The sequence below is a fragment of the Verrucomicrobiia bacterium genome (genome assembly GCA_035765895.1).
GTDB lineage: Bacteria > Verrucomicrobiota > Verrucomicrobiia > Limisphaerales > DSYF01 > DSYF01.
In genome coordinates, this window is record DASTWL010000019.1 from 39,488 (window position 1) to 63,462 (window position 23,975).

At 59.9% G+C, this 23,975-nt stretch carries 22 protein-coding genes and 1 tRNA gene; 22 read left to right on the forward strand and 1 reads right to left on the reverse strand.

The features are described from left to right. Window positions 1-2: 2 nt before the first annotated feature. The 12 genes from VFV96_04285 to VFV96_04340 all read left to right on the forward strand — a co-directional run bounded on the left by VFV96_04285 (window position 3) and on the right by VFV96_04340 (window position 12,175). A complete protein-coding gene (locus tag VFV96_04285) occupies window positions 3-1,211 on the forward strand; it encodes an MFS transporter (protein ID HEU5069617.1) in 1,209 nt (402 codons plus the stop codon). 67 nt (window positions 1,212-1,278) lie between these two features. Further along, window positions 1,279-1,908, forward strand: coding sequence for a phosphoribosylglycinamide formyltransferase (gene purN, locus VFV96_04290; GenBank protein ID HEU5069618.1), 630 nt, complete (start codon window positions 1,279-1,281; stop codon window positions 1,906-1,908). A 118-nt stretch (window positions 1,909-2,026) separates the two neighbouring features. After that, on the forward strand, window positions 2,027-2,905 hold the full coding sequence (hisG, locus tag VFV96_04295) for an ATP phosphoribosyltransferase (protein ID HEU5069619.1): 879 nt from the start codon (window positions 2,027-2,029) through the stop codon (window positions 2,903-2,905). A gap of 54 nt (window positions 2,906-2,959) precedes the next feature. Then, entirely contained in the window at window positions 2,960-3,061 is a 102-nt protein-coding gene (locus VFV96_04300) for an AURKAIP1/COX24 domain-containing protein (GenBank protein HEU5069620.1), read from the forward strand. 79 nt (window positions 3,062-3,140) lie between these two features. Next, the gene (locus VFV96_04305) at window positions 3,141-4,817 is read left to right on the forward strand and encodes a tetratricopeptide repeat protein (protein HEU5069621.1); all 1,677 of its coding nucleotides are present in this window, start codon (window positions 3,141-3,143) and stop codon (window positions 4,815-4,817) included. A gap of 14 nt (window positions 4,818-4,831) precedes the next feature. After that, the gene (locus VFV96_04310; GenBank protein HEU5069622.1) at window positions 4,832-5,215 is read left to right on the forward strand and encodes a DUF2203 domain-containing protein; all 384 of its coding nucleotides are present in this window, start codon (window positions 4,832-4,834) and stop codon (window positions 5,213-5,215) included. Window positions 5,216-5,406: 191 nt separating this feature from the next. After that, on the forward strand, window positions 5,407-6,366 hold the full coding sequence (locus VFV96_04315) for an ATP-binding cassette domain-containing protein (protein ID HEU5069623.1): 960 nt from the start codon (window positions 5,407-5,409) through the stop codon (window positions 6,364-6,366). Continuing rightward, window positions 6,363-7,115, forward strand: coding sequence for an ABC transporter permease (locus tag VFV96_04320; protein HEU5069624.1), 753 nt, complete (start codon window positions 6,363-6,365; stop codon window positions 7,113-7,115). Before VFV96_04315 ends, VFV96_04320 begins: the two co-directional genes overlap by 4 nt. A 13-nt stretch (window positions 7,116-7,128) precedes the next feature. Continuing rightward, on the forward strand, window positions 7,129-9,018 hold the full coding sequence (locus VFV96_04325) for a Gldg family protein (protein ID HEU5069625.1): 1,890 nt from the start codon (window positions 7,129-7,131) through the stop codon (window positions 9,016-9,018). Further along, complete coding sequence (locus VFV96_04330) at window positions 9,015-10,220, forward strand: DUF4340 domain-containing protein (protein ID HEU5069626.1); 1,206 nt, start codon at window positions 9,015-9,017, stop codon at window positions 10,218-10,220. The genes VFV96_04325 and VFV96_04330 overlap by 4 nt, the downstream gene beginning before the upstream one ends. Before the next feature lie 154 nt (window positions 10,221-10,374). Further along, window positions 10,375-11,304 (forward strand): thioredoxin-disulfide reductase, encoded by a 930-nt coding sequence (gene trxB / locus VFV96_04335; protein ID HEU5069627.1) that lies wholly within the window; start codon window positions 10,375-10,377, stop codon window positions 11,302-11,304. Between the two features lie 7 nt (window positions 11,305-11,311). Then, window positions 11,312-12,175 (forward strand): D-hexose-6-phosphate mutarotase, encoded by an 864-nt coding sequence (locus VFV96_04340; protein HEU5069628.1) that lies wholly within the window; start codon window positions 11,312-11,314, stop codon window positions 12,173-12,175. Here VFV96_04340 and VFV96_04345 read toward each other — a convergent pair. Next, window positions 12,172-12,663, reverse strand: a complete 492-nt coding sequence (locus VFV96_04345) for a phage regulatory CII family protein (protein ID HEU5069629.1) — start codon at window positions 12,661-12,663, stop codon at window positions 12,172-12,174. The two genes, VFV96_04340 and VFV96_04345, sit on opposite strands and share 4 nt — an antisense overlap. Window positions 12,664-12,910: 247 nt before the next feature. Between VFV96_04345 and VFV96_04350 the strand changes: the two genes are divergently transcribed. The 10 genes from VFV96_04350 to lepB all read left to right on the forward strand — a co-directional run bounded on the left by VFV96_04350 (window position 12,911) and on the right by lepB (window position 23,803). Then, on the forward strand, window positions 12,911-13,465 hold the full coding sequence (locus VFV96_04350) for an NfeD family protein (GenBank protein ID HEU5069630.1): 555 nt from the start codon (window positions 12,911-12,913) through the stop codon (window positions 13,463-13,465). A gap of 43 nt (window positions 13,466-13,508) precedes the next feature. After that, a complete protein-coding gene (locus VFV96_04355; protein ID HEU5069631.1) occupies window positions 13,509-15,011 on the forward strand; it encodes an SPFH domain-containing protein in 1,503 nt (500 codons plus the stop codon). 218 nt (window positions 15,012-15,229) lie between these two features. Then, window positions 15,230-16,282, forward strand: a complete 1,053-nt coding sequence (locus VFV96_04360) for a carbonic anhydrase (protein ID HEU5069632.1) — start codon at window positions 15,230-15,232, stop codon at window positions 16,280-16,282. A 15-nt stretch (window positions 16,283-16,297) separates the two neighbouring features. Next, entirely contained in the window at window positions 16,298-16,930 is a 633-nt protein-coding gene (locus VFV96_04365) for a hypothetical protein (GenBank protein ID HEU5069633.1), read from the forward strand. Window positions 16,931-17,332: 402 nt separating this feature from the next. Then, window positions 17,333-19,195, forward strand: a complete 1,863-nt coding sequence (gene rpoD, locus VFV96_04370; protein HEU5069634.1) for an RNA polymerase sigma factor RpoD — start codon at window positions 17,333-17,335, stop codon at window positions 19,193-19,195. Between the two features lie 129 nt (window positions 19,196-19,324). Next, the gene (locus VFV96_04375; protein ID HEU5069635.1) at window positions 19,325-20,005 is read left to right on the forward strand and encodes a metal-dependent hydrolase; all 681 of its coding nucleotides are present in this window, start codon (window positions 19,325-19,327) and stop codon (window positions 20,003-20,005) included. A gap of 45 nt (window positions 20,006-20,050) precedes the next feature. Then, window positions 20,051-20,410: a hypothetical protein gene (locus VFV96_04380; protein ID HEU5069636.1), complete on the forward strand. Its 360-nt coding sequence runs from the start codon at window positions 20,051-20,053 to the stop codon at window positions 20,408-20,410. Between the two features lie 56 nt (window positions 20,411-20,466). Then, window positions 20,467-20,541, forward strand: a tRNA-Met gene (locus VFV96_04385). Window positions 20,542-20,706: 165 nt separating this feature from the next. Beyond that, window positions 20,707-22,497, forward strand: a complete 1,791-nt coding sequence (gene lepA, locus VFV96_04390) for a translation elongation factor 4 (GenBank protein HEU5069637.1) — start codon at window positions 20,707-20,709, stop codon at window positions 22,495-22,497. A 97-nt stretch (window positions 22,498-22,594) separates the two neighbouring features. Next, window positions 22,595-23,803: a signal peptidase I gene (gene lepB / locus VFV96_04395; protein HEU5069638.1), complete on the forward strand. Its 1,209-nt coding sequence runs from the start codon at window positions 22,595-22,597 to the stop codon at window positions 23,801-23,803. Window positions 23,804-23,975: the final 172 nt, after the last annotated feature.

The window sequence follows — 23,975 nt, forward strand, 5'->3', positions numbered from 1 at the left end:
CAGTGGCACTGCTTTTTCCCGTCGCCATGCTGAACTATTTGGACCGTCAGATTTTTTCGACCATGAAAAAATCCATGATGGCCGACATGCACAGCATCGCCACAGACGAACAGTTCGGCGCGTTGATGGGCATCTTCCTGATTGTCTATGGCTGCTTCAGTCCGATTGGCGGCTACCTGGCCGACCGCTTCAACCGGCGCTGGACCGTCATCGTCTCGCTGGGGGTGTGGTCATTGGTGACGTGGTTGACCGGGCACACCCACAACTACGACCAGATGTGGTGGGCGCGCGCGGCCATGGGCATCAGCGAGGCGTGTTACATCCCCGCCGCGCTCGCCTTGATCGCAGATTTTCACACCGGCCCGACGCGTTCCCGCGCGGTGGGCATTCATCAGGCGGGCATTTACACCGGCATTGCACTGGGCGGCTTGGGCGGCTTCATTGCCGATTCGGCCTACGGCTGGCGGGCTGCGTTCAACTGGTTCGGGCTGGCGGGCGTGCTGTATGCCTTCGTGCTCGTGGCCTTCCTGCGCAATCCGGACAAACCGAAGGTGAATGTTGCACTGGGCGAAAAATCCCTGAGTCCGTGGGCGGCCGTGAAGTCCCTCCTTGGCCTCGGCTCCTTCATTCTGCTCGTGCTGTATTTCACGTTGCCCGCCTTGCCCGGCTGGCTGATGAAGAACTGGCTGCCCGCGATTTTGGCGGATACGTTCAAGCTGGGGCAGGGGACGGCTGGCCTCAACGCCACCTTGTGGATCACTTTTGCATCGCTGGTCGGCGTGCTGGCGGGCGGAGCGATTGCCGACCGCTGGATGCGCGTCACGCCGCGCGGACGGATTTACACCAGCGCCTTGGGAATGGTGCTGATGATTCCGGCGCTGTTCGGCGTCGGCTACGCGCCGTCGCTGGCAGTGGCGATTGTCTTTCTGGTCATCTTCGGGCTCGGGTGGGGTTTTTTCGACTGCAACAACATGCCGATCCTCTGCCAGATCGCGCGGCCGGAATTGCGCGCCACGGGCTATGGCCTGATGAATCTGGTCAGCATCACGGCCGGCGGCTGGTTCACCCAGAAAATCGGCGCCCTGCGCGATGCCGGGGTGGCGCCCGCGCTCATCTTTGTGTTCTGCGCGCTGGCGGCCGCAGTGTCCGTGGCACTGGTCCTGTTCATCCGGCCGCGAACCATCGCGGAAGCGCAGTCCGGCGGCCGGTGACAGCCGCCGTTCGTCCGACCTCAACTCCGCGCTTGCTGCGGTGCGCAACCGACGGTCAACTGGTCGCATGACAGACGAACGCTCGTTTCGGATTGGCGTGCTGGGCTCGGGCAAAGGCTCCAACTTTGTGGCCATTGCGGAAGCCATTCGCGCCGGCGCCGTGCCGGCCGAGGTTGCCCTCGTGTTGAGTGACGTGGAGAATGCCGGCATCCTGGAACGCGCCCGCGAACGCGGCCGGCCGGCGCGATACGTCGCGCCCGGGAAATTCCGCACCAAGCTCGACGACGAAGCCGAGGCGAACTTTGTGACGGCGCTGCGGGAGGCAAAGGTGGATTTGGTCGTGCTTGCCGGTTTCATGCGCATCCTCAAGAGCGGGTTGATGAACGCCTTTCTCAACCGCATCATCAACATCCACCCGTCGCTGCTGCCGTCGTTTCCGGGGCTGGAGGCGTGGAAGCAGGCGTTGGATCATGGCGTGAAGGTGACGGGCTGCACCGTGCATTTCGTGGATGCCGGAGTGGACAGCGGTCCCATCATCGGCCAGCAAACCGTGCCCGTGCTCGACGACGACACGCCGGAGTCGCTGCATCAACGCATTCACGCGGCGGAACATGAACTGTATCCGAAGTGCGTCGCGGCCCTGGCCCGGGGGGAAATTGAAGTGCGCGGGCGGCGGGTCGTTCACCGGCGCCCGTAATGGCCGGCGCCGGCTTCCCAACGCCGGCAGCGGAATGAAAAAAGGTTCGCCTCAGCCGGTCAAAATCGGTTAAACCATCCGGCCCGGCGGTCAACCCACGCCGGGATAAATTCACGACATGAGCAAGCAAGTGCTTCGATTCGGCCTGCCCAAGGGCAGTTTGCAGGAGTCCGCGCTCCAGAAGATGGCCAAAGCGGGCTGGAACGTTTCCGTTTCCAGCCGCTCCTATGTGCCTTATGTGGACGACGAGGAGCTGGAAATCCGTCTGATTCGCGCCCAGGAAATCAGCCGCTACGTCGAGAATGGTGTGCTCGATGCCGGCATCACCGGTCATGACTGGATCATTGAGAACGATTCCAAAGTCCACGAAGTCGGCGAATTTGTCTTCAGCAAGGTCAGCCGGCAGCCGACGCGCTGGGTGCTCGCGGTGCCGGAGCAATCGCCCATCAAGTCCGTGAAGGATTTGGAAGGCAAACGCATCGCGACCGAGGTGGTGAATCTGACCAAGCGCTGGCTCAAGAAAAATGGCGTGAAGGCCGAGGTGGAATTCTCCTGGGGCGCCACGGAAGTGAAGGCGCACGAAATGGTGGATGCCATCATCGAAGTCACCGAGACGGGCTCCTCGCTGCGCGCCAACAAGCTGCGCATCGTGGAAACCCTGCTGACATCATCGCCCCGGCTGATCGTCAATCACGACGCGTGGAAGGACAAGTTCAAGCGCCAGAAGGTGGAGACGCTCGCCCTCCTGCTGCGCGGCGCGCTGGAGGCGGAATCGAAGGTCGGCCTCAAGATGAACATCGCCGAGAAGAATTTGCAGACGCTGCTCGCAACACTGCCGGCGCTGCGCAACCCGACCATTTCCCAGCTCAGCCAGGCCGGCTGGGTGGCGGTGGAGACGATCATCGACGAAACCGTCGTGCGCCACCTGATCCCGCAGCTCAAGGCGCACGGCGCCGAAGGCATCATTGAATATCCGCTCAACAAGGTGGTGTATTGAGCGAGTAAAGTTTGACAATTCGACGCCACTTTTCTACTCAATCCGACACAAATTATGGGTTCACTCAAGAAACGCCGTAAGGCCAAAATCAACAAACACAAGCGGCGCAAGAAACTGCGTTTGAATCGCCACAAGAAGCGCACCTGGCAGAAGTAACCCTGCCTGAAGCGTCATTCCGCTTTCCCACACGGCGGCGCCCATTTCACTGGGTTGCCGCCTAGTGTATTATGAGCCGATGACATCCCGGCTGACCTTCCTCGTAACGGGCCTGTTCGCCTGCGTTGCCTTGGTGGCGTGTCGTTCGGTGTCCCGCACCGCCGACGCGCGGGCCACGGTCCAATCGGAACGCGCGATGGAGCGACAGGCGGAGGCGCATGCGCACTACGCGCAGGGCGCCCTTTACGAGTTGCAGGGGGAACCCGCGCCGGCACTGGACGAATTCGACCGCGCCGCCCGGCTTGATCCCGGCAACGAGCAGCTCGTTGTCGAGATTGCCCGCCGCTGGCTCCTGCAAAAGAAGCCGGACCGGGCGCTGGACCTGCTCAAGCTGGGCGCGTCCCAGCCCGGGGCCTCCGCCATGCTGGACGTGCTGCTGGGGACCGCCTATGCGCAGGTGGGCGAAACCAACCTGGCCGTCACTGCCAACCAGCGCGCGATCAAAAAGTCGCCCCAACTGCTGGCCGGTTACCAGAACCTCTACGTCGGACACGTGCAGGCCGGCCGGCCGTTGGAAGCCTTGAACGTGCTCGACGCCGCCGCGAAGCAGAAGGATGTCAACGCGGAGTTCCTGGTGGGGCTCGCCGAGTTGTATTTGAATTTGGAAACCGCCGCACCGTCCACCCGGACGAATGTGCAGGCGCGCCTGCGGCCGTTGCTGCAACGGGCAAAGGCAACAGCGACGGAAAACCTGCACACCCGCCTGCGGCTGGCGGATGCGTTCAACGCCGCCGGGGAGGCTGATGAGGCGGCCACGCTGTATCAGGCACTCCTCGCCGAGGTGCCGCAGGCGCCCATGCTCCAGGAAAACTTGCGGGCCAAATTGACGGACATCTATCTACGCGGCAAGGATCGGGGCAAGGCCATCGAACAGTTGCGGGCGATGGTGGCCAGCGACCCGCTCAACATGCAGGCGCACTATTACCTTGCGCTCCTGTATGCCGAAGCGGGCGACTCGGAACACGCGGAGGAGATGTATCGCAAAACCATCGTGCTCAACCCCAAGTTCGAACAGGCTTACTACGATCTGGCCGCGTCCCAGTTGGGCAGCAGCGAGACCAATGCCGTCTTCCGGACGCTGGAACAGGCGCAGAAGAAATTTGGTGAAAACTTTGTTTCGGAGTTCCTGCTCGGCGTGGCCAATGCCCGCATCGGCAAATATGCGGAGGCGGTCAAGCGTTACACTTCGGCCGAGGTGATGGCGCGGGCCACGGACCCGAAGCGCCTGACGCCCTTGTTCTATTTCCAAATGGGCTCGGCACTGGAACGGAAGGGTGACTATTCGGAAGCGGTGAAATACCTCGAGAAAGCGCTCGCGCTCAAACCGGAGTTTCCAGAGGCCGCCAACTACCTGGGCTTCATGTGGGCGGAACGCGGCGAAAACCTGGAGCGCGCCCGGGCGTTGATCGACCAGGCCGTCAAGGCGGAGCCCGACAACAGCGCGTATCTTGACAGTCTGGCCTGGGTGCTGTTCAAGCAGGGCCGCGCGCAGGAAGCCCTGCCCGTGATGCTCCACGCCATCGCCCAGGCGCAGGAGGACCATGAAATGGATGCCACCCTTTACGACCACCTCGGCGACATCTACGCGGCGCAAGGCGACGCGACCAAAGCACGCGACGCCTGGACCAAGGCGCTGAACTTGGGGCCCGATGACACCATCCGGAAGAAGTTGGACGCGCTGCCGGCGGCGCACTAAGGCTGTTCGGGCAAATGGGACACCAATTCACCAAGCATTACACCCGCGAGGAAGCGCGCACCCTGCTGCCGCAAATTCGCGAATGGCTCGGGCAACTCGCCGTGCTGCGCGCCAGCCTGCGCAAGCATGATCAACGCGTCGAAACCCTGCTTGATGCCGGCACCGACCGTGGCGGCCAGACCGTGAACGACTGGGTGCGGACCATGGCCGATATCCAGCATGTGATCATGGAATTTCAAAGTCGTGAGATCTTCATCAAGGACGCCGATCGCGGCTTGATTGATTTTCCCGCGCTCATCGGCGGCCGGGAAGTGTTTCTCTGCTGGGAAAACGGAGAGGCCGACATTGAATATTGGCACGATCTGGAATCGGGCTACGGCGGCCGCGAAAAGCTCTGAAGCGCCGGCCCAGATGCCGGCGGTGGGGGGCAGATTGGGCGCGGCCAGGTCGCCATTGGCTGGGGCGCAAATTTTTTTGAACGCATCTATAGCAGGGCAATCTAAACGTCACACGGGCAGGGGCGCGGCTGGCTTCGTGCGCGGGCGCACGGGCGCGGGCACTCTTCCGGAGATTTTTTGAAAGCACGACCATGATCAAAGTTGAAAAATTGACGAAAGTCTTTGGCACCAAGCGGGCCGTGGACGACGTGAGCTTCTCCGTCGAGCGCGGCGAGGTGCTGGGCTTTCTCGGACCAAACGGTGCGGGAAAATCCACCACCATGCGCATGATTACTGGCTTTATTCCGCCCAGTGCGGGGCGGGTGACCGTTGGCGGACACGACATGCTGGCCCGCCCGATTCCGGCCAAACGATTGATCGGGTATCTGCCCGAGAGCGCGCCGGCCTACACGGACATGACGGTGCATGGCTTTCTAAATTTCACCGCGGAGATTCGCGGTCTGACCGGCGCCGCGCGCAAGCAGGCGGTGCACCGCGTCGTTGAAATGTGCTTTCTCGAAGCTGTGTTGCACCAGAGCGTGGAAACGTTGTCCAAAGGCTACCGCCATCGCACCTGCTTCGCCCAGTCCATCATCCACGATCCCGACGTGCTCGTCCTGGACGAGCCGACCGACGGCCTCGATCCGAATCAAAAGCACGAGGTGCGCAATTTGATCCGGCGCATGGGCGAGAAAAAGGCGATCATCTTCTCCACCCACATTCTCGAGGAGGTGGATGCCGTCTGCTCGCGGGCGATCATCATCGACCGGGGCCGCGTGGTGGCCAACGGCACTCCGGCCGAACTGCGCCGGAAGTCCGATCTGGCCGGCGCGGTGACCGTCCGCGTGGCGGGCGTGGCCGCCAGCGCAATCTCACAAAAACTTCAGGCGGTAGCCGGCGTCAAACGCTGCATTGTGGTCAGCGAAAACGGCAAGTCAGCCACCGTGCGCGCCTTCCCAAAAGCGCCGCCGGTGAACGGCGAATTTGCCCGCGCCATTGGCGAGGCTTTGAACGGTGTGAAAATTGAAGAACTGCACACGGAAGAAGGGCGGCTCGACGAGGTGTTCCGCAGCATCACCATGCCGGACACGGCCAAGGAGGTGGCCCGATGAGCGCCGTTGCCAACATCAAGACCATTGCGAAGCGCGAATTGAGCGCCTACTTCACCTCGCCGCTCGCGTATGTGTTCATTGTGATTTTTCTCATCCTGTGCGGTTTCTTCACGTTCTCGTCGTCGCTGGGCGCGTTCTTTGAACGCGGTCAGGCGTCGCTGGTGCAGCCGTTCTTCAACTGGCATCCGTGGTTTTACCTCTTCCTCGTGCCGGCGGTGGGCATGCGGTTGTGGGCGGAGGAGCGCCGCGTGGGCACCATCGAGCTGCTGCTGACCATGCCCATCACGGCCTGGCAGGCGATCGCGGGAAAATTCCTCGCCAGCTGGTTGTTCCTGGGCGTCGCGCTGATTCTGACCTTCCCGGTGGTCATCACGGTGAACTATCTGGGGCATCCCGACAACGGCGTCATCTTCGCGGCCTACGTTGGAAGCTGGCTGATGGGCGGGGCGTATCTTGCCATCAGTTGCCTGACGTCCGCCATGACCCGCACGCAGGTCGTCAGCTTCATCATCTCGGTGATGGCCTGCCTGTTCCTGATTCTGTGCGGCTTCGGCCCGGTGATCGGCTTGTTGGAAAACATCGCGAGCCCCAAGTTGGTGGACTTTGTGGCTTCGTTCAGTTTCATCACCCACTTCGAGGGCTTTCAGAAGGGCATCCTGGATTCGCGTGACGTGATTTTCTTCCTGTCCGTGATCGGGTTTTCGCTGTTCAGCACAAGCGTCATTTTGCGCGGTCACCGCGCGGGCTAAGAGAGAAGGAAGCATGAAGAACAAAGGTCTCCAGACAATTCTCTATTCGACCGTTGGCATCCTGGCGATGGCGGTCATTCTGATCGGTTTCAACGTCATCACCGGGGCGTTCAAGAAGCGCGTCGATCTTACCGAGGAAAAGGCCTACACGCTGTCCGCGGGCACAAAGGCCATTCTGGCAAAGCTCGATACACCGGTGAAAATCCGGTTCTACTGCACGCAAAGCGAACAATCCACGCCCGAGACGGTGTTTCTCAAGAGCTACGCCCGCCGCGTCGAGGACTTGCTGGAGGAATTCCGCCAGGCCGGACACGGAAAAGTCATCATTGAGAAGTTCAATCCGTTGCCGGATTCGGATGCGGAGGACAAGGCGCGCTTTGACGGCATCGAGCCGGAACAGCTGGGCACCGGCGAACCGTTCTATCTGGGGCTGGCGGTGAGCCAGTTGGATGAAAAACAGGCCGTGCCGCTGCCGCCCAATCGCGAGCGCCTGCTTGAATACGACGTCGCCCGCGCCATTTCCCGGGTTGAAAATCCGGCCAAGCCGGTCATCGGCGTCATGAGCAGCCTGCCCATTTGGGGCCAGCCCGCCAACCCGATGATGATGCAAATGGGCCAGCGCGGCAGCGAGCCGTGGATTCTCATCAACGAATTGAAACAGGACTTCGACGTGAAGCGCGTCGAAATGACGGCCGACAAGATTGACGACGGCATCAAGGTGCTGCTGGTCATCCATCCCAAGGAGATCTCGGACAAGGCCCAGTTCGCCATTGACCAGTTCGTGATGCGCGGGGGCAAGCTGATTGCGTTCCTCGATCCTTACTCGGTCGTGGACAGCCGCGGTCAGAACCCGATGATGGGCGGGATGAGCGCGGGCAGCAGTTCGAATCTGGAGAAGCTGCTCAAGGCGTGGGGGCTTTCCTTTTCCACCAAGGTCGTGGCCGACGTGAATCTTCTGATGGAACTGGGCGGCCGCACCGGCGAACCCATGCGCCAACCCACGTGGTTGTCCGTGACCAAGAAGGAAATGAACAACAACGACATCACGACCAGCGAGATTGACAACATCTGGCTGCCCATGGCGGGCGCATTCACCGGCACGCCGGCGGCCGGCCTCAAGGAAACCGTGCTCTTTCACAGCACCAAGGATTCGGAGCTGGTGGACGGCATGATGGCGAGCTTCGGCGGCGACCAGATCCTCAAGGACTTCAAGTCGGCCGACCAGGAGCAGACGCTGACCGTGCGCCTCACCGGCAAGTTCAAGACGGCTTTTCCGGAGGGTGAACCCGGCGACGGTTCGACCAATGCCACCAGCACCACGACCAACACGTTGAAGGAATGCAAGGATGAGAACGCCGTGATTCTGGTGGGCGACTCCGACCTGCTTTACGACAACTTTGCCGTGCAGACCATGAACACGCCTTTTGGCCGGCTGGCCCAGGCGTTGAATGCGAATCTGACCTTCGCGCAGAACTGCGTGGAGCAGATGGCTGGCGACAAGAATTTGATCCAGGTGCGCAGCCGGGCCGTGTTGAACCGGCCGTTTGAAGTCGTCAAGCAAAAGGAGGCGGAGGCCAACGCGCGTTACCAGGCGGAAATCGCCAAGCTGGAACAAAGCCTGACGGACACCCAGCAGCGGCTGAACGAGCTTCAGGCGCAGAAGAGCGACAAGAGCCAGCGGTTCATCCTGTCGCCCGAGCAGGAGCAGGAATTGCAAAAATTTCAGGACCAGGAAGCCAGCGTGCGCAAGCAGTTGAAGGAGGTCCGCAAGAAGCTGAACCAGGACATTGTTTCGATGGAGAACAACATCAAGTGGACGAACATTCTCGCGATGCCGGTGCTGGTCAGCCTGTTTGGCATCGTGCTCGCCGTGGTCAAGAGCAAGAAGCAAGGAGCGAAATGAACAAGAATCAGCTTACGATTTTGATCGTTTTGGTGGCGGCCGTCGGGCTGGGCGGCTGGATGCTCTACAAAAAGCAGGAAGCCTCCTGGGCGGGCGGCACGTCATCCAAGGCCAGCCTGCTCAGCGACCTGCCCGTCGGCGAATCGCTGGCCCAGGTGGTCATTCGGCAGGGGACCAACGAGGTGAATCTCGTCAAACAATCCGAAACCTGGCGGGTGAAGGAACGCGGGAATTATCCGGCCAATTACGCACAGCTTAGCAGCGCCATTCTGAAGCTGCGCGACCTCAAGCCCGTTCAGACCGAGCCAATCGGCGCTTCGCAACGGGCGCGCCTGGAATTGCTGCCGCCCGGTGGCGCCGGCACCAACGGCACCGGAACCGCCGTCGAATTCCGCGACGCAAAGGGCAAGCTGCTGAACTCGTTGCTGCTCGGGAAATCACAGATGCGCCAGTCGGGCGAGGAAGACCAGTTTGGCGCGGCCGGCGGCATTCCGATTGGCCGCTGGCTGATGGTCGGTGATGCGAAGGACATCGCCGTGCTGGTTTCGGATCCGCTCTCCAATTTGACGCCCGCGCCGGCATCCTGGCTCGACAAGGATTTCCTGAAGGTTGAAAAAATCAAAGCCATCTCGGTCACCCATACGGTGGCGACGAATTCGTGGAGCGTGTCGCGCACGAACGAAACCGGCACCGACTGGGTGCTGGCGGACGCCAAGCCCGAGGAAAAGCTCGATTCCAGCAAAACCAGCGGCTTCAGTTGGGCGCTGTCCTCGCCCACGTTCAACGATGTTCTGGTGGCACCCAAACCCGAAGCCGTGGGCCTGGATCACCCCACGACCATTCAGCTTGAGACGTTTGATGGCTTCCACTACACGCTGAAGGTGGGCAATAAAACCAACGACGATGAGGTGTTGACCGTGGGCGTCGAAGGCACCTTCCCGCGCACCCGCACGCCGGGCAAGGACGAGAAGGCCGAGGACAAGACCAAGCTCGACAAGGAATTCGCGGACAACTTGAAAAAGCTGGATGACAAACTGGGCAAGGAAAAGGCGTTTGAAGGGTGGACGTATTTGGTGCCCAGCTACACGCTCGATTCGCTCATCAAGAACCGCAGCGAGCTGCTGGTGGAGAAAAAGGACGAAAAGGGCGCGACCAACGAAGTGAGCACCGCGACCGCCGAATCGTCCGCCGACGGCAAATAGGGCGGGTGGCTCTTTCGGTAGTGCGGAATTTGCGCCCGGCGGCCTTCCCGCCGGGCGTTTCTGCCAATTAAATCAAGCCCGCCCTTCACTTTTGGTCGAAGCTCGCGTATTGTCGCCCGCCTCGCAGGTTGCACAGAACTGACGAGCGACGACCATGGAAAATGTCATCATCATCGGCACCGGCTGCGCCGGTTTGACCGCGGCCATCTACACGGCGCGCGCCAACCTCAATCCGTTGGTCCTGACCGGCACCATGCCCGGCGGACTGCTGACCACCACGAGCATCGTGGAAAATTTCCCCGGCTTTCCCGAGGGCGTGGATGGCTATGAACTGATGACCCGCCTGCAAAAACAGGCCGAGCGTTTCGGCGCCCGCGTCAAATTTGCCACGGTTGAAAAGGTGGATTTGAGCGGCGCGCCGTTCACCCTGGTGGTGGATGGAGAAAACGTGCAGACAAAGTCGCTCATCATTGCCACGGGCGCCGGACATCGCCACCTCGGACTCGACAGTGAACATTTGCTCGACAAGAAGGGCGTGACGTATTGCGCGACGTGCGACGGTGCCCTGCCGATGTTCCGCAACCAGCCGTTGGTCGTCGTAGGCGGCGGCGATTCCGCGTGCGAGGAGGCGATGTATCTCACACGCTTTGCCTCGACGGTTTACCTGATTCACCGGCGCGACCAGTTGCGCGCCTCTAAAATCATGGCCGAGCGCACGCTGGCGAATCCCAAGATCAAGCCCGTGTGGGATACGGTGGTGACCGAGGTCTTGGACGTGAAGCAGGACAAAGTGACGGGCGTGCGTTTGAGGAATCTGAAAACCAACGCCGAATCCACGCTGGACTGCGCGGGGGTGTTTGTGGCGATTGGCCACGTGCCCAACACGCAACTGTTTCAGGGCGTGCTCGACATGGACGAAGCCGGTTACCTGAAGACCAGGGCCGGTTCGGCAACGAATGTGCCGGGCGTATTTGTGGCCGGCGACTGCTCGGACCGGGTTTATCGCCAGGCCATCACCGCCGCCGGCATGGGCTGTGCCGCGGCAATTGACTGTGAACGCTACCTCGGCACGCTGGAGAAGTGAGGCCATCATGGCAGGCGCCAAAATAACCTTCCGGACCGGGCAGGGCGGACTGCCCCTGTTGCGCGTGGAAACGGCCGGTGCGCTGGCGGACATCTACCTGCACGGCGCGCACGTGACCCATTATCAACGCCACGGCGAGCAACCCGTCTTGTTTCTGAGCCGGCAGGCAGAGTTCGCCCGCGGCAAGGCGATTCGTGGCGGTGTCCCGGTCATTTTGCCGTGGTTCGGCAGCCGCGCTGGCCAGGCTTCGCACGGCTTCGCCCGAACTGCGGAGTGGGAATTGCTGGAAGTCGGATTCTCCGGCGAGGATTTTGCCCGGCTGCGTTTCCGGCTGCCCGAAGTGTCTGAGGCCGCCGACTGGCCGAAGTTCGTGGCCGAATACGAGGTGCTGGTTGGCGACATGCTGGAGCTGGAATTGAAGCTCACGAACGTCGATGCCCAACGAGCATTGTCCGCCGAAGCCTGCTTGCATTCCTATTTTGCCGTCAGCGACATCGCGAAAACGGAAGTTGTGGGACTGCAGGGCGCGCATTATCTGGATGCCACGGACGCCTTTCAATCGAAGGAAGAGCTGCCGCCGGCAATCCGGTTCAAGGGCGAGGTGGACCGCATTTACGTCAACGCGCCCCAGACGGTCAGCATTGTGGACCACGGCCTGGGCCGGGTCATTGAAGTGGCCAAGCAAAATTCCCTTTCGACCGTGGTCTGGAATCCCTGGGTGGAGAAAGCCCGCCAGCTGAAGGATCTGGCCGACGACGAATTTCAGCGGATGGTGTGCGTCGAGTCGGGCAACGTGAAACAAAACCAGTCGCTGTTGCAGCCCGGCGAGTCAGCCGTGTTCAACGTGGCGATTGACTGCCGTCCCTTTTAGTGCGCCGGCAGCAGGGGGACTTCCGCGGCGGCTTCCTTCAACCGGGCAAAGTTGCCCTGTTCACAACACGCCACAAACGTCTCCGTCACCGACTTCAACTCCTCCCAACGGGCCCGAATATGCTTCGCTTCGGTCGGGCTGATGTGGTTGTCCGCCGCCGCCGTGGCGATGACCGCGAGCAAATCGGCGAACTCCTGCACGATTTCGTTCGTTGCTGGAATCAGAAAATCAGGATGCGCGAGGGCCGTCTTGGGATTGCGAATGAAAAAGCCGCCGGCACGCTGGCAGATCCAATGCACAAGGCGCAGGTCATTGGTGCTTTTGATCAGGGCCTCGAGGCGGTCGAGCGGATTGACGGCGCCGCTGCCCGAGCCGTCGTCGGACTCCGCCCATTTGTAAATCATCGACAGCGACAGGCCGAGATCGGCGGCTACCTGTTTGGCGCTCGACGTTTTGAGGACCTCCCGGAGAATCTCGTGCGATTGCATGGGCGGGAGGGTTGACGAAGGCGGCCGGGTAATTCAAGGCGGAAGACTACAGAGACGCCGAAGCATTGTAACTGCGGTCTGAAGGCCAAAGGGGGTAAAAATGGCGCTGGAGTGTGGTGAAGTGATGACCGCGAAACGAGCGGGACTTGGACTGACTAATTCAAATTTAAGGGAAGCTGCTGAAAATGGGTTCTGGCTTGCTTGAGGCGCTGCCCGGGCATTAACTCGGGCAGATCAGCGAGGGACTATGTTTATCTATGCAATCTGCCTAGTTGTTGGGCTGCTGTTCACCTTGGTCAGCGCTATCGCAGGCCACTTCTTTGGAGGTCACGACGGTGGTGATGTTGGGACAGGGGGGCACGCTGAGGCAGGGTTCGACGATAGCGGAATACCCGGGATTTCGTTCTTCAGCCCTTTGGTGCTGGCAAGTTTTCTAACTGCTTTCGGCGGGTTTGGAATTATTTTCAGCGATATTAAAGCGACACAGAGCGTCTGGATTAGCGCCCCGCTCTCCATCGCATGCGCTGTCTGTTTTGCCTTCGCGGTTGTGTGGGTTTTTAATGTGGTTTTTACGCGTGCCCAAAGTTCAAGTGAATCTCGCGTGGCAACACTGGTTGGTCAGACGGCTTCTGTCATCAGCCCAATACCCGAACAGGGCGTTGGTGAAATCGCCTACGTTCAGGGCGGAACGCGTTACACAGCGCCAGCTCGGACGGAGACGGGCCAACCCATCACGGGAGGGCGCCCGGTCAAAATTACGCGCATAGTCGGAACCCAGTTTTATGTGGAACCGTTGAACTAAAACTCAAATCGAAGAACAGAGACTCGTTATGGAACTGATTCCCATGTTTGCTGACATCCCATGGATGCGTGCGATTGCCATCGGCAGCGTCGTCGTTGTCATATTGTTCATCATCGGCGGCATTTTTGCCAGCCGCTACACCAAGGTTGGTCCCAATCAGGTGCTCGTCATTTCAGGGCGTAAACGCAAGATAATTGATCCCGACGGAACCATGCGACACGTCGGTTTCCGAATTGTTAAGGGCGGCGGCGTTCTTGTTTGGCCAGTCCTTGAAAAGGTGGACATCCTCTCGCTCGAACTGCTCACCATTGATGTGCAGACGCCGGAAGTTTACACCAGCAAGGGTGTGCCCGTGAAGGTGGACGGCGTGGCCCAGATCAAGGTCAAGGGCGACGACATCTCAATTGCCACGGCTTCTGAACAGTTCCTTGGCAAGACCCAGGACGAGATTCGCAACATTGCCACGCAAACGCTCGAAGGCCATTTGCGCGCCATTCTCGGCACGATGACCGTCGAGGAAATTTACCAGAACCGCGACGCGTTTGCCTCCAAGGTGCAGGAAGTGGCTGCCGGCGACATGGCCAACATGGGGCTCGGCATCGTCAGCTTCACGATTCGCGACATCCGGGACAGCCAGGGCTACCTCGACGCGCTCGGCAAGCCGCGCATCGCGCAGGTGAAACGCGACGCGCAGATCGCGCAGGCCGAAGCGGACCGTGACGCAACCATCAAGTCAGCCCAGGCCACGCAGGCCGGGCAGGAGGCCAAATTTGCCGCCGATTCCAAGATTGCCGAGGCGCAACGAGATTATCAGAGCAATGTTGCAGGCTACCAGGCCACGGTGAATCAGAAAAAGGCCGAGGCCGACCTCGCCTATGATTTGCAGAAATACAAGACCGGCCAGCTCGTAAAAGCCGAGGAAGTGCAGGTCACCATCATCGAGAAGCAGAAGCAGATCGAGCTGCAGGAACAGGAAATCAAGCGCAAGCAGCGCGAACTCGAGGCCACCGTTCAAAGACCGGCTGATGCCGAACGCTACAAGGTGGAGACCCTGGCAAACGCCAAGAAATTCCAGTTGGAAACCGAAGCCGCCGGTGCGGCGGCGGCCGCCAAGGCGCAAGGTTTTGCCAACGCGGATGTGAACAAGGCAACAGGTCTGGCGGAGGCCGAGGCGAACAAGGCCAAGGGTCTTGCCGAGGCCGCCATCATTGAAGCGCAAGGCCGGGCGCAGGCGGAAGCCACACGGCTCAAGGCGGAAGCCTTCCAGAAATTCAACGAAGCGGCCGTCATTGAAATGCTGGTCAAAGTGCTCCCGGAAATCGCGGGCAAGATCAGCGAACCGCTGGCCAAGACCGACAAGATCACCATCATCAACAGCGGCAACGGCGGGGGGGGCGCCAGCAAGCTCACCGGCGACGTGACGCAAATCATCGCGCAATTGCCGCCCGTGCTGGAAAGCCTGACTGGCGTGAAGTTTGAAAAACTGCTGGAGCAGGTGCCCGCGCTGAAAAATGCGATGGCGAAGGATGTTGCCGTGGAGAAGTGACCGACATGAGTTTCTTCACGTCAGAGCCGGTTTGTGTGAACGTGGAAGGGCGCGAGTTGAAATGCCTGGTGTGCGGGTTCGACAGCTTCTGGAAACGCGAGGCACAATTGAACACGGCGGCCGCGTCTTTTTTTAATTTTGACTGGGCGAATTCCTCAGGCATTAGCTACGTGTGCGCCAAGTGCGGCTACATTCACTGGTTCCTTCCCAAACGATAGATGCGCCTCCTCGAAGCCATCGTCACCGCCAATGAGCGCGCTGTGTCCGGCGGCGGCCGGCCCGAGCCGCTCGCGGCCGAGCTTGCCGACGCGCTGCCGCTTGTGGCGCTGACCTGCATCGACGCCCGGCTGAACAAACTCATCCCCGAAATGCTCGGCGTGCCAGAAGAGAAATTCATCTGGCTGCGCAACGCGGGGAACATCATCACCGGACCGCTCAGCAGCACGATGCGTTCGCTGGCGCTGGCGTGCGCCGTGAAGGGCGGCCGGGAAGTGGCTGTCATCGGCCATTCGGATTGTCAGGTGGCCAAAAGCAGCACCCTGCAGTTGCTGGACAGCTTCGCCAAGCTGGGCGTGGACCGCGCCAAGCTCCCGGAAAATCTCAACGAGTTTTTCGGCGTGTTTGCCAGCGAACGGCAGAATGTCATCAAAGGCTGTGACATCGTGCGCCGAAGCCCGTTGTTGGGACCGAAAGTTCCCGTGCACGGCCTGTTGATGGACGTGTCGAGCGGCAGGCTGGAATGGATCGTCAACGGCTATGAAACGTTGAGCGCCCCGCAGATCGCTCCCGCGTCGGATTTCACCCAGTCCTTGAAGGTTGGTCTGGACCAGGCGGAAACGGTCGTCGGCAATTTGAAGGAATTCACGCTGGGCGAAATGAAGTTTCCGGAGACCAAAATTGGCGAAATCGCCAGCAAAGCGGAGCAGATCATTCAGCAGGTCGAAAAAATCGCCGCCGCCCATCCGCAGGCGGAGACGCCGAAGGAACTGGTCGTGGAGGCGGCCAAGGATTTTGCACGGCACATCATCCGGACCGGGCTCTACAAGGTCGTGGGCGATGACAAAAAGGTTTACGGCCCGATTCGCGGGGAAAAGCTTTTGCAATGGCTGGCGGAAGACCGTATTGATGGCAAGACTCTGGTGCAAACCGAGGGATCATCCGAGTGGGCCCCGCTGGAGAAACTGGGGGAACTGCTCAAACGGGCGCCCGTTCCGCTGCCGCCGCCGCTGCAGCCCAACATGACGTTCAAAGTCAGGCGGCCCCGCCGTTAGCGCGCTGCAAAAGTCATGTCAAAGAATCGTTCCGGTTGCCGGAGCTGCCTGCTCTGGATGTCCTGCATCTTCGTCGGGTTCGCCTTGATCATCGGCGTGGCCACCTACTTTGGTTTCCGCAAGGCGCGCCAGTTCATGGAGCAATTCGCGCAGAAGGAGCCGGTCAGCCTGCCGGTGGTCCGTTACGCGCCGCCTGAACTTGACGCGCTGCACAAGCGCATCGATTCCTTCCTGAGCCACGCACAAGCCGGGCGGACCAATGCGCAACTCGTCCTGACCGCCCGCGATCTCAATGCGCTGATCAGCGACTCGTGGTTGAGCAATCACGTCTATGTGACCTTGCAGAGCAACGTCATCGCCGGCCAGTTCAGCGTGCCGTTTGAGGATTTGGGGATGCCGCTGTTTCGCGGGCGTTACCTCAATGGCGCGGGGACGTTGAATGTGAGCGCGCAGGAAGGCGACTTCGCCGTGACGGTCCGTGACGTGACGGTGAACGGCATCAAATTGCCGGAGCATTACATGACCTGGCTGCGCAAACAAAACTTCGCACGAGACGTGGGCACCAATGCCGCCACCAAGGAATCGCTGCAACGCGTTGGCCGCATCGCCGTGGAAGACGGACAACTGGTTTTTGACGTGTCGCGCTAGGACTTGCAATTGTTTTAAGCTGCTTTAATTCAAAAAGATAAGGCTTTTATTTAGAAGATCAACGTCTCCTCGTGTCCCGGCCGATGGCGTTAAGGCGGGAAAGGCGTGTGACCGGGCTTACTGCCAGTTTCAAATTGAGTTTTCGCGCGCTTCCGCCTATTATGCCCCTTTGTCCGGGGTCTGAAATGAGGAGTCGGGCGGGTCGCTAAATGCCTGCACGTTCAAAACCAGCAAACCACCCGAGACAAAACGCGTCGTCCAAACCAAAATGACCGCGTGTGGTGGGGTTGCCGCCCAGCAAGTTCCGCTGTTCATCCGAGCAGGGGACGCGTGTCGTTTGATTGGACGATGGACAGTTGCGGAGCCTGTTTTAGATTCGAGAACTGAGTTCGCTTATTTTTTATGTTGAAACGGAAAGTCAGCAAGACAACGAAACACGTTGCCTCCAAGCGGCCGGCGGTCAAAGCGCGCAAAGCCCCGCCCAGCAAAGCCGCCCCCGCACCGGCCGATCCCAAGCCCGCCCGCAAAGAAACCCGCGGCAAGAACGCTCCCGTCAATGAACCTGCCGCCCAGCCTCCGGCCGCGCCCGTGCCGCTGGCGGCCGGTCCTCTGGGCGAAGCGGTGCCCGGCCTGACGCGCGTGGATTTGAACGAGACGATGAAGGCGCTCGTTCACCTTGCCCACGAAAACGGCTACCTGACTTACGACGACATCAACGACCTCCTTCCCGAAGGCTTGTCGCCGGAGGAACTCGACGAAGTGCTGACGAAGCTCCGCAGCATGGACATCGAGATCATGGACCAGAGCGAAGTCGAGCGGAACAAGCCTGCCGAACAGCCTGAGGAGGACGAGGACGCGCGGCTCGACATCCTGGATGATCCGGTCCGGATGTATATGAACCAGATGGGCAAGGTGCCGCTGCTCACCCGCGAACAGGAGGTCGAGATTTGCAAGCGCATTGAAACCGCCGAGCTGGAGATGAAGCGCATCGTTTACAGCTTTGGTTTCGCCGCCAAGGAGCATATTGCGATTGCCGAAAAGCTTCTCTCCGAGCCGCCCAAGGAACGCTTCGACCGCGTCGTCGTGGACAAGAAGATCCCCAACCGCGACGGCCATCTCAAAGACCTCCGCAATCTGATCAAAAAGGTGCGCACCCTGGACGCCCAGGTCGATGAGAAGTTCATGTCCTGGCAAAAGCTCAGCGTCAAAGCCCGCAAGGAAAAGGCGCACAAGGAATTTTTGAAGCTGGACAAGAAGCTGCAGGAAACTTTCCCCAAGTTTTACTACAAACAGAAGGCGCTGGAGGAAATGATCGTGGTCGCAGGCAACATCCACGAAAAATTCCAGATGAGCCTGCGGGTCGTGGACGATCTGGAAAAGCAGCGCAAATCGCCCGAACTGCTGGCGGCCATCAAGGCGGAGCAGGGGAAAATTGCTGCGCTCGAGTTGCTGGTCCGGATGCCGCGCGAGCAGTTTTACCAGGCGTTTTCGGATCTAAAGAAGGCCGCCGACGAGGCGCACAAGGCCAAGACCCACATGGCCGAGGCCAATTTGCGCCTCGTGGTGTCCGTGGCCAAGAAATACACGAACCGCGGCCAGTCCTTTCTGGATCTGATTCAGGAAGGCAACATCGACCTGATGAAGGGCGTGGAGAAGTTTGAGTATCGTCGCGGCTACAAGTTTTCGACCTACGCCATCTGGTGGATCCGGCAGGCCATCACGCGTTCAATTGCCGATCAGGCGCGCACCATTCGTATTCCGGTGCACATGATCGAAATCATGAACAAGCTGTGGCGCGCCCAGAAGCATCTGACCCAGGAACTGGGCCGCGAACCAACGCCGGAAGAACTCGCCGACGAAATGCACATGCCGGTGACGCGCATCAACGCGTTGCTGAAGATGGCGCAACAGCCCATTTCGCTCCATGCACCGGTCGGTGACGACGGCGATGTCAGCGTCGGCGATTTCATCGAGGACAAGAGCGCGGAAAATCCCTCGGACGTCACGAGCTACAGCCTGTTGAAGGAAAAATTGGCCGACGTGTTGATGACGCTCACCGAGCGCGAGCGGAAAATTCTCGAAATGCGTTTTGGGCTGGTGGACGGCTACGAACGCACGCTCGAGGAAATCGGCAAGATGTATAACGTCACCCGCGAACGCATCCGGCAGATTGAAGCGAAGGCGCTGCGCAAACTGCGCCACCCAACGCGCGTGCGGCACCTGCAAGGTTTCCTCGATGGTGAGGATGAGGCGGCGCTCGCCTGATCTTTCGTTTTTTTCCACGGCCGGCGGAATCTTTCCCGCCGGCCTTTTTCGTTTTGGCGGCGGCGGGGAGGCGGTTATATTTGTCGCACAACCGAGCGGGCAAACCTTTTGCCGCGACTGGGCCTGACCATGAAAGTAACCTATTACGGACATTCTTGTTTTGGAGTGCTTGCCGGAGGCCGGCACCTGCTTTTCGATCCCTTCATTTCCGGCAATCCGTTGGCGAAGCAGGTGGATGTCAGCCGCATTCCCGCCGATTACATCCTGGTTTCCCACGGACATGACGACCACATTCTTGATGCCATCGACATCGCCCGGCGCACGGGCGCACTTGTCATCTCCAACTTTGAAATTGTCGAATGGCTCACCGCCAAGGGCCTGACCCGCACGCATCCGCTGAACCATGGCGGCCGACGCGACTTTGAATTTGGCCGCGTGAAATACGTTAATGCCGTGCATTCAAGCATGCTGCCCGATGGCAGCTATGGCGGGAATCCGGGCGGCTTTGTGATCGAAAGTGCCGACGGCAATTTCTACTTCTCGGGCGATACGGCCCTGACGCTCGACATGCAGTTGATTGGCGAAACGACGGTCTTGAAATTTGCCGCGCTTTGCGTCGGCGACAATTTCACCATGGGCGTGGCGGACGCGATTCGTGCCGCCGATTTTGTGAAATGCACAAACGTGTTGGGTCTGCATTACGACACCTTTCCCCCCATCCAGATCGATCATGAAGCGGCGCGAAAGCAATTTCAGGCGGCCGGCAAAACCTTGCACCTGATGCAGCCCGGTGAGACACGTGAGCTTTGAACAGCGGCCAGTTGCAAACCTCCCCGACGGGACTACCTTGGCGCCATGAAACTTCGTGTGCCGTTGCTCGTTTTGTTCGCCAGCCTTCTCGCGGGCGGCGCGGTGACGAGTTGCGCCACCAAGCCCAAAGTGGACTGGAGCAGCCGGATTGGCCGCTACACCTATGATCAGGCGGTGGTCGAACTGGGCCCGCCCGACCGGCAGGCCAGGTTGAGTGATGGCCGCAGCGTAGCGGAATGGGTGGTCGGACACACCGGCGGCAGCGGCGTCACCTTCGGCATTGGCAGTTTCAGCCGCCATACGGGCGTCGGGGTTTCCCAAACGGTTGGCTCCGGCGGCCGCGACAAAATCCTGCGGCTCACGTTCGATGCCAACAACCAGCTCGTGGAATGGAGCCAAAATTAGGCATCATTCGGTTTGACAGGCGGGGCTTGGTTTTGGATTGTGGGCGCCGCTTTGTTGCCAGGGTAGCTCAGGGGTAGAGCAGAGGACTCATAAGCCTTTGGTCGGGGGTTCGATTCCCTCCCCTGGCACCACTTTTCGAGAGTCCCTAGTCCATTCCATAGTCCATTTTTTCCCGACGTTCCCTCGCGGACGGGGGACTTTTACCTTTCTTTCACGCGCTTCCGCAGTATCTTTTGCCGCTCGGGAATGCGGTCCGTGACTGGGTTCAGCCGGACGGCATTTCGACACGACCGACGATGGACGCCGCACACATTAGAAACTTCAGCATCATTGCCCACATTGACCATGGGAAGACGACGTTGAGTGACCGTTTGCTTCACCGCACGGGCACCATCGCAACCCGGGACATGGAAGATCAGCTGCTTGACGCGATGGATTTGGAACGGGAGCGGGGCATCACGATCAAGGCTCATCCGGTCACGATGCATTACCGGGCGAAAAACGGGGAGACCTACGAGTTGAATCTCATCGACACCCCAGGCCACGTGGATTTCGCTTATGAAGTGTCCCGCAGCCTGAGCGCGTGCGAAGGTGCGTTGCTGGTCATCGATGCCGCCCAAGGTGTCGAGGCCCAGACGGTGGCCAACTTCCACCTCGCCTCAAAGCAGAACCTCCTAATCATTCCCGTCATCAACAAGATTGACCTGCCGCACGCCAACGTGCCGCAGGCCAAACAGCAACTGGAAGACGTTCTCGCCGTGCCCAGCGAATGGGCCATCCCGTGCAGCGCCAAGGAAGGCATCGGCATCGAGGACATCCTTGAGGCGATTGTCGAGCGCGTGCCGCCGCCGAAACCCACCGGTGAGCCCAGCCTGCAGGCGCTGGCGTTCGATTCCTATTTCGACACATACAAGGGCGTCGTCACGCACGTCCGCGTGTTCAATGGTGAAATCAAGCCCGGCATGATGATTCGTCTCCTGCACGCCGGCAAAAACTACGAGGTCAAGGAAGTCGGCAGCTTCAATCCGAAGCCCTACACGCGCGAAAAGCTGGAAACCGGCGAGACGGGTTACATCACGGCCAACATCAAATCCCCCAGCGACGTGCAGATGGGGGACACCATCACGGACGCGCGGCACCCCTCCGGCACTTTGCCCGGCTTCAAAGAAATCCATCCGATGGTGTTCAGCGGCATTTATCCGATCAACACTGCGGACTACGAGGCCCTGAAGTCCTCCATGGCCAAATTGAAGCTCAACGATTCGGCCTTTGTCTATTCGTCCGAAACCTCGGTGGCGCTCGGATTCGGCTTTCGCTGCGGTTTTCTCGGGCTGCTGCACCTGGAAATCGTCCAGGAACGGCTGCGCCGCGAATACAACATGGACATCATCGCCACGTATCCCAGCGTGGTCTACAAAGTTCATCTCACCGACGGCACGATGAAGGAAGTGGACAACCCGGCCTTCATGCCCGAAGTCACCTACATCGGAAAAATCGAGGAACCGATGGTGAAGTCCTTCGTCATCTGCCCGAACGAAAACATCGGCGACATCATGGCCTTGATCGCTGAAAAGCGCGGCCTGGTGGACCACACGGAAACGCTCGATGCCCGGCGCGTCATGCTTTCGTCGGTGATTCCGCTCAACGAGATCCTCATCGATTTTCACGACCGCATCAAAAGCATCACGCGCGGTTTTGGTTCCATGGACTACGAGCCGGCGGATTACGAGGAGAGCGACATGGTCAAGCTGGACATGCTCGTGAACGGCGAGCCGATGGATGCGTTTTCCTGCATCGTGCACCGGTCCAAAGCCGAGGGCAGGGGACGCACGCTCGCTGAAAAGCTGAAAGAGGTCATCCCGCGGCAGCAATTCCAGATCAAGATCCAGGCGGCCATCGGCGGCAAGATTGTCGCCTCGGAAACCGTCAGCGCGTTCCGCAAGGACGTGACGGCCAAGTGCTATGGCGGCGACATTTCCCGGAAACGCAAATTGCTGGAGAAGCAGAAAGAGGGCAAAAAGCGCATGAAGTCGATCGGGTCCGTGAACATTCCGCAGGAAGCGTTCATCGAGGTGCTCAAGGCCTGACGCATGCCGCCAACGCCATCCAGTCAAGGGCAGGGGAGCTGAGACAATGACAATTATTCGCTGGTTCCTATCCAAAACCGTCCGCGAGGCGTCGGCCATGAAACGCCACGTTTGGAAATTGTTGCAGCACCAGCGGGACATTCTGGATGCCGAGGCCATCGCCGGCATCGAGGGCGCCATGGCCAACCTGAATCAGGCGCTCCGCGAAGGCGCCAACCGGCCCATGCTCAAGACCTACATGGGACGACTTGAAGAGGCGGCCAACAAATGGCTGAAGCCCTATCCCAATGCCGGCTGGCGCGAAAATGTCGAAGTCCTGCTCGTGGCGCTGGCAGTCGCCATGGGCATTCGCACGTTCTTCCTGCAACCGTTCAAGATTCCGACCGGTTCCATGCAGCCGACCTTGTTTGGCATCACATCCGTGCCCGATTTCAGCAAAATCGCGGCGGAAACGGACGACCCGTCGGAGCAAATGGTCAAGGCCCGCGAAGAGGCAAAGCGGCGGGACAGCCTGACTCCTCCCACGGGCTGGGAACGCGTGAGACAATGGTTGGCCGGCGATTCCTACATCCATTTTGTAGCGCCGGCAGACGGTGTTTTGAACGGCGTCAGCGCCCCGACACGACTGCTGATCTTCAACATCAAACAGACCATCTGGTTCAACGGCCGGGCGCACACGCTCTGGTTTCCGCCCGATCTCGGCAGTGCCACGTTGGAACAACGGGCGGGCGTCCGGGACGGTGAACATTTCCGCGCCGGCCAGGATGTCTTCAAAATCCGGATCACGAGCGGCGATCATTTGTTCGTGGACCGTTTTACCTACAATTTCCGTCCGCCCCGGCGCGGCGAAATCATCGTGTTCGAAACCAAGGGCATCTATCCGCTACCGCAGGACCAGTTTTACATCAAACGGCTTGTGGCCTTGGGCGGTGACCGCGTTCAGATCGGCAATGACCGGCATTTGCGCATCAATGGCAATCGCCTCGACGCCTCGACGCCGCATTTTGAATTCGTTTATGGCTTTGACCCCAAGGATCCGCCGCGTGACAGCCAGTTCTCAGGCCACGTAAACCAGTTCGTGGCCAACCAGATTGGCTACCAGCATCCGTTGGCGCCACATTTTGAAGATGCTTCGTCGGAATACGACGTGCCGAAGAATTATCTGATGGTCATGGGTGACAACACCATGAACAGCTTTGACTCACGGGCGTGGGGTGCGTTTCCGAAGTCCAACGTGATTGGCCGGTCGTGCTTTGTGTATTGGCCGCTATCGGGCCGGTTTGGGTGGAACAACTTGGTGCATTGAAAATCCCAGTTTGGCGGCAATCTCGGTTGGGCTAGTGTGGTGAGTGATTAGTTCGTGCAATAATGCGTGCGACCTGCGAAGGTGGGGGCATGAGCACCGGTCGCCCTTTGAAACCATTGACCTTGCAGCCCGAAGAGCAAGCCAAGCTCGAACTGATGGCGCGGCGCCCCAA